The following is a 6,610-nucleotide window of genomic DNA, read 5'->3' as shown; positions in this document are numbered from 1 at the left end:
ACATCAATCTGTTCAAAATGCTCAGGCCACATAAATGGGTTAGGGCAGCCATCAACGATGAACTGCCCTAAACAGGCTGGCATAAAGCCGCCTTAATAAAACAAAATTAAAAATTATTTGATAATTAACACAGAATCTCTCTCGGGCATGAACAAATCTAACTATGGTTGAATGACACCTCACCTATATCTTGCGACCTTTATCCCCAATCTCTTAACATCTAAATTCCGTATCTTTGGTCAAATACTTTTGTATGTCTAAAAAGAAAAGCAACTCTTCTATCGTTCAGGTACTTACACAAATGGTACTTGATATATTTGAACAAAACGGCAATACGCCACTAAACTATAAACAGGTTTCTGCTAAATTAAACGTTCGCGATCCCGAATCCCGCGAGATCATATTTGATATTTTAAAGGATGAGGTCCAAAAATCAACACTCAAAGAAGTTTCACCTGGTAAATTTCAGCTACTTGAATTAAAAACGTTTATTGAAGGTCGGGTTGATCTCACCAACGACGGATCGGCTTTTATTATTACCGATGATGAATTTGAAAGTGACATTTTTGTTGCACCACGCAAACTACGTAATGCCCTGCATGGAGATAGGGTTAAGGTTTATGTGTACGCCATAAGCAAGGGAAAGCGCAAAGAGGGTGAAATCATAGAAATACTGCAGCGTGCTAAAATGGAATTTACAGGAATTGTAAAGCTATCAGAACGCTTTGCTTTTTTTATCCCGGACGACCGCAAAATGATGCATGATATTTTTATCCCGATGAGTGAACTCAACGGAGCTAAAAATGGAATAAAAGCTGTTGCAGAGATAACCGATTGGCCGGCCGAAGCAAAAAATCCTATAGGGCGGATTAAACACATTTTGGGAGTTCAGGGTGATAATGATACCGAAATGAATGCCATCCTTGCCGAATACGGCTTTCCCCTTTCATTCCTGGCAGAGGTTGAGCACGAATCGGAAAAAATACCTGATGTTATTACCAAAGAAGAAATTGCAAGAAGGAGGGATTTCAGGGACATTACAACCTTCACCATAGATCCTTTTGATGCTAAAGACTTTGACGATGCTTTATCTTACAAAATACTTGATAATGGCAACTATGAAGTAGGCGTTCATATCGCTGATGTCTCGCACTATATCATACCCGATTCTGCTTTGGATAAAGAAGCATTGGAACGTGCTACATCGGTTTACCTTGTAGATAGAGTAATACCGATGTTGCCGGAGCGTTTATCAAATGGCCTGTGTTCCCTGCGTCCCAAAGAAGAAAAACTCTGCTTTTCGGCAGTGTTTGAGTTGGATGAGAATGCCTATATTATTAACGAATGGTATGGTAAAACCATCATCTACTCGGATAGGCGTTTTACTTACGAAGAAGTTCAAGAAGTTATTGAAAGCGAAGAAGGTGATTTTAAAAATGAAATACTAAAACTAAATGCATTGGCGTACAAACTGCGCGATCGTAAATTTAGAAATGGCGCCATCAGCTTTGAAACTACCGAGGTTAAATTCAAACTTGATAAAACGGGCAAACCCACCGGTGTTTATGTAAAAGAACGCAAGGATGCCCATAAACTTATTGAAGATTTTATGTTACTGGCTAACCGAAAGGTGGCCGAGTACGTGAGTAAAATGGGCAAAGGAAAGCATAAATATACCTTTGTTTACCGCACACACGATTCGCCTAAACCAGAGGCTTTGGCAAACTTTGCACAGTTTGCAGCAAGGTTTGGATATAAGATAAATACCAAATCGGATAAGGAAACGGCCAAATCTCTTAATTTCCTGATGGAGGATGTGGAAGGTAAAAAAGAGCAGAATGTACTTACCCATTTGGCTATCCGTTCAATGGCAAAGGCTATTTACACAACAAAAACCAGTAATCATTACGGCCTGGCGTTTGATCATTATACACACTTCACCTCTCCTATCCGCCGATACCCGGATGTTATGGTTCATCGTTTGTTGTTCCATTATTTAAATGGCGGGCAATCTGCCAATGCCGAGCACTACGAAAAATTGTGCGGCCATAGTTCGCAAATGGAGAAAAAAGCAGCTGATGCCGAACGTTCATCGGTTAAATACAAACAAGCTGAATACCTCCGCGATCAGGTTGGAAACATGTTTACCGGCATTATCTCCGGCGTTACCGAATGGGGTATGTATGTGGAAATCATTGAAAATAAATGTGAAGGCATGATCCGTTTGCGTGATATCTCTGATGATTTTTATACTTTGGACGAGAAAAATTATTGTATCATTGGTCAGCGTAAAAAGAAAATTTACCAATTGGGCGATGAAGTAAGGATCAAGGTTAAAAATGTTGATCTTACCAAAAAACAAATTGATTTTTCGTTAGTACAGGACTAAGTTGATTAAGTTAGATTACGTGAATGGTTAGCATCCACTTAATCAGCCGGATCAACTACACAACAAACAAATGAAACAACTTACAGACCTGCAGGTATTGATTAGTAAAGCTGTAGATACGCTAAAATTTCCCGATTCTCCTGCCGAACTCTATGAACCAATAAGTTATATACTTGCCCTTGGAGGCAAACGCCTTCGACCCAGCCTACTCCTGATGGCTTGTGACCTTTTTGGAGGTGATGTTGATAAAGCCATTGAACCGGCTTTGGCGATAGAAGTGTTCCATAACTTCACATTAATGCACGATGATATTATGGATAAAGCCCCGCTTCGCCGGGGTAAAAAAACTGTTCACGAAAAATGGAATGCCAATGTGGCCATTCTATCGGGCGATGCCATGATGGTGGAGGCCAACAAGCTGATGATGAAGGTTGATGATGTCATTTTACGCCGGGTAATGGATGTTTTTAATGAAACAGCAACAGGCGTATGTGAAGGCCAGCAGATTGACATGAGCTTTGAGCAGCGCAACAATGTGCTTATTGACGAATACCTGGATATGATAAGGCTTAAAACAGCTGTGTTATTGGGTGGTACATTAAAGATAGGTGCTATTATTGGGGGGGCTGCTTTAAATGATGCGCAGCTGCTTTACAACTTCGGCGTTAATCTTGGTATTGCATTCCAGTTACAGGATGATATCCTGGATGTTTATGGCGATCCCGAAAAATTTGGCAAACAGGTTGGCGGGGATATTCTATCCAACAAAAAAACGTACCTGCTGATAAAAGCAATTGAACTCGCTCAGGATGAACAGGCTGATAATCTGAACAGTTGGTTAAACGTGGAACAATTTGATTCTGCCGAAAAAGTAATAGCTGTGACAGCAATTTACGATCAATTAGATATAAGACAATATGCTGAGTATGCCATGCAAACCTATGCAGAGAAAGCTTTTGACGCACTTGATAAAATCAACCTATCCGAAGACCGCCGCCAATACCTTAGGCAGTTTGCCGATAGTTTGCTGGTGAGGGAGTATTGATTATATTTAGGGTATGAAGAGAATACCATTAATTATAATTGGAGTAACTGCTTTCGTTATTACAAATGCCCAAACCTTAACTTCCGGCGGTAAATTAAAACCAGAGCAGGCCATTATGGATGTGCGGCATTATACCATCGCCCTTAATGTTAATCCCGTTCAAAAAACCATTGATGGTTATATTACCATTGATGTGATCATGGCGCAACCAACTCATGTATTGCTTTTTGATCTGCTGGATTCCTTACAGATTAGCAATGTGTTAGTCAACGGAAAAAAGGAGGTGTATACTTATCAAAACAACCTCATCACCATAAACACAACAAAAAAATTACCCTCCGGTAAGGCAAATATAAAAGTGATTTACGGCGGTAAGCCGCATGTGGCCCGTCGCCCGCCCTGGGATGATGGCTTTATCTGGTCGAATGACTCAACCGGGCATCAGTGGATGGCTATCACCGCTGAGGGTACCGGTGGGAAACTGTACTTTCCTTGTAAAGATCACCCTTCCGACGAGCCAAATGAAGGTGTGGATATGATAATTACAGTTCCCAAAGACCTGGTAGTAGCAGGTCCGGGTTTATTACAAAAAGTCACAAAGCAAAATAATACAGCCACTTACCATTGGAAAACCAATTACAGCATCAATAACTACAGCATATTATTTAATGCCGGCGATTATAAAGTAGTAAGCAGACCATATAAAACCATTGGTGGGCATATAGTACCCATCCAGTTTTATGTATTAAATGAGGATGCGTCAAAGGCCAATCGTCACCTGGATATCTTTGAACACACAATTCACATCCAGGAGAAATATTTTGGGGAGTATCCATGGGTTAAGGAAAAAATAGGCATAGTTGAAACGCCGCATTTAGGCATGGAGCATCAAACCATGAATGCCTATGGCAATAAGTTCAGGTATTCAAAATTAGGAGGACAGGATTTTGATTGGCTGATGCACCATGAATTTGGGCACGAATGGTGGGGCAACAAGGTAACGGCCAAAGATTGGGCCGATTACTGGATCCACGAGGGGATCTGCACCTTTGGCGATGCCATGCCAATAAGGGAACTGGAAGGCGACCAAGCCTACATAAAACACTTTCAGCAGGCTGCATTATCATTTGGCAACAAGATCCCATTAGTTATTGGAAAGGATATAGACGAAGAAGCTGCTTACAACGGCGACATATACGGTAAAGGGGCCTTTTTTATGCACACGCTGAGATATATCCTGGGCGATGCCGTCTTCTTCCCTACCCTGAAAGGTTTCGTAACCGATCCTAAATACACTTACAGTAACCTGGTTACTACTGCCGACGTGCAGGAATACTTTAGTAAAGCCGCAGGTATTGATCTGAAACCATTGTTTGATTTATACATCTATTCTATCAATAAATTGGAAGTGCATGTAAAAGCACAACGTGGAGATAAGTATCTCGTCCAGCTTTTAAATATTGATATGCCGTTACCTATAGACATAACCACCGATGGTATTACCAAACGTTATACGCTTGATAAAACAGGAGTAACACTGGTAAGCAAAAGCATGCCAATTATTGACCCGGATACCTATTACTTAAAAAAGCTGATCATTGAATAACACCAGCAAGGAGGAAAAAAATAATATTGCCATCATTGATCATAATATTCTCATCCTGCGTTAAAGCCCAAAAGATAGGTAAGCCTAAAACACAAACAGATTCGGTTTACCTTTTTACAGAAGTTATGCGTGACCTGATGCCAAATGGAGATTTATAAGCATTAAAAAAGCCCCGATCAAATTGACCGGGGCTTTTAAATATTTATAAAGTATCAGCCAATTACTCAGCTGCTTCAGTGTCTGCTTTTTTAGCGGCCGCTTTCTTAGCTTTTGGTGCTTCTTCTGCTACAACTTCTACAACAGGAGCTGCTTCAACGGCTACCGCCTTTGGAGCAGGTGCTGCTACTACTTCAGCAACCTCTTCTGCAAAAGGAACAACTGAAACGTATGAACGGTTGTCAGCTTTCTTTTTGAAAATTACGATACCTTCGGCTAAAGCGAATAATGTATGATCTCTGCCGATACCTACGTTAACGCCCGGATTGTGTTTAGTACCACGTTGACGAACGATGATGTTACCTGCAATTGCTGGCTGACCACCGAAAATTTTGATACCTAAACGTTTGCTATGCGACTCGCGGCCGTTTCTGGAACTACCGGCCCCTTTTTTGTGTGCCATTTCTTAATATCTTTTATGGAATTGAAGAACAACTCCCGTTAAACTTTAAATTATAATGTAATACCAGTGATCTCGATCTTGGTAAATTGTTGACGGTGACCGTTTTTCTTTTTGTAACCTTTTCTTCTTTTCTTTTTGAAAATGATCACTTTATCACCTTTTAAATGAGACACGATCTTAGCTGATACTTTAGCACCTTTCAAATCAGAACCTAATTTGAATGAACCTTCGTTTTCTGCTAACAATACACTGTCAAATTCAATACTAGCGCCCTCGTCACCTTGTAATCTGTGTACAAAGATCTGCTGGTCTTTTGCAACCTTAAATTGCTGTCCGGCTATACTTACTATTGCGTACATGTTTGTTAATTATTGTTTTAAAATTCGAGGTGCAAATATAGGGATTGATATTTTAATAAACAACATACCTACATTTTATTTTTTCAGCCTTCTTTCGGCTGTTGTTAAGCTTTGGTCTATTTCTTTGATCAGCTGTTTGTTGGCGTCAATTAATTTAGGGTCACCGGCAAAATTCGAATCAAAGATCACCTTCTTGGTTTTGGTTTTATATTTAAATTCAATGATGTAACGTATTGGCTTATCGGCTGAAGTAGTATCTCCTTTTTCATTTGCCGGAAAATCCCAGAAACCCAGGTCGGCTGCTTTATGGTGCAGGTATAGCAGATCATTATCGGTGAGCCTGATTTGCACTTTTACCAACGAATCTCTTTTATTTAGGTATTGATAATCACCGGTACTTGAATTAAATTTATTTATCAGGCTGTCTTTCTCACCATATTGAATAGATATTGATTGAAAATCGGCATACCTGTATGGCGCGTTTTTTATCATCATGCCATAGTAGTAAAAACAGTAAAGCAGAAACGGAACAACAATAGTAAAGATTAGAAATATTTTTTTGGTACGACTTGACATTTTTAATTAATGAATT

General features: G+C 39.9%; 6 protein-coding genes. 3 read left to right on the top strand and 3 right to left on the bottom strand.

Annotation, left to right across the window (positions count from 1 at the left end; genetic code table 11):
* Positions 1–253: 253 nt before the first annotated feature.
* The 3 genes from rnr (at position 254) to AC1DQW_RS25130 (ending at position 5,040) form a co-directional block, all read left to right on the top strand.
* The gene (rnr, locus tag AC1DQW_RS25140; protein ID WP_477456564.1) at positions 254–2,389 is read left to right on the top strand and encodes a ribonuclease R; all 2,136 of its coding nucleotides are present in this window, start codon (positions 254–256) and stop codon (positions 2,387–2,389) included.
* 70 nt (positions 2,390–2,459) lie between these two features.
* Positions 2,460–3,434, top strand: a complete 975-nt coding sequence (locus tag AC1DQW_RS25135) for a polyprenyl synthetase family protein (RefSeq protein ID WP_477456563.1) — start codon at positions 2,460–2,462, stop codon at positions 3,432–3,434.
* 13 nt (positions 3,435–3,447) lie between these two features.
* Entirely contained in the window at positions 3,448–5,040 is a 1,593-nt protein-coding gene (locus AC1DQW_RS25130; protein WP_477456562.1) for a M1 family metallopeptidase, read from the top strand.
* A 220-nt stretch (positions 5,041–5,260) separates the two neighbouring features.
* On the opposite strand, the gene rpmA is transcribed toward AC1DQW_RS25130, so the two are convergent.
* From rpmA to AC1DQW_RS25115, 3 genes are all read right to left on the bottom strand, one after another.
* Complete coding sequence (gene rpmA / locus AC1DQW_RS25125) at positions 5,261–5,659, bottom strand: 50S ribosomal protein L27 (RefSeq protein WP_477456561.1); 399 nt, start codon at positions 5,657–5,659, stop codon at positions 5,261–5,263.
* Positions 5,660–5,709: 50 nt separating this feature from the next.
* Complete coding sequence (gene rplU / locus AC1DQW_RS25120) at positions 5,710–6,018, bottom strand: 50S ribosomal protein L21 (protein WP_477409468.1); 309 nt, start codon at positions 6,016–6,018, stop codon at positions 5,710–5,712.
* 75 nt (positions 6,019–6,093) lie between these two features.
* Complete coding sequence (locus AC1DQW_RS25115; protein WP_477456560.1) at positions 6,094–6,513, bottom strand: hypothetical protein; 420 nt, start codon at positions 6,511–6,513, stop codon at positions 6,094–6,096.
* Between the last annotated feature and the right edge of the window lie 97 nt (positions 6,514–6,610).

This window comes from Mucilaginibacter sp. P5_A4 (genome assembly GCF_056400605.1).
The sequence above is the reverse complement of the archived record's forward strand: the minus strand, read 5'-3'. Positions and strand labels throughout refer to the sequence as shown.

Bases quoted from the DNA above. Each gene is read 5' to 3' on its own strand.
- rnr (WP_477456564.1), top strand. From the start codon at position 254: ATGTCTAAAAAGAAAAGCAACTCTTCTATCGTTCAGGTACTTACACAA.
- AC1DQW_RS25130 (WP_477456562.1), top strand. From the start codon at position 3,448: ATGAAGAGAATACCATTAATTATAATTGGAGTAACTGCTTTCGTTATT.
- AC1DQW_RS25115 (WP_477456560.1), bottom strand. From the start codon at position 6,513: ATGATGATAAAAAACGCGCCATACAGGTATGCCGATTTTCAATCAATA.
- rplU (WP_477409468.1), bottom strand. From the start codon at position 6,018: ATGTACGCAATAGTAAGTATAGCCGGACAGCAATTTAAGGTTGCAAAA.
- AC1DQW_RS25135 (WP_477456563.1), top strand. From the start codon at position 2,460: ATGAAACAACTTACAGACCTGCAGGTATTGATTAGTAAAGCTGTAGAT.
- rpmA (WP_477456561.1), bottom strand. From the start codon at position 5,659: ATGGCACACAAAAAAGGGGCCGGTAGTTCCAGAAACGGCCGCGAGTCG.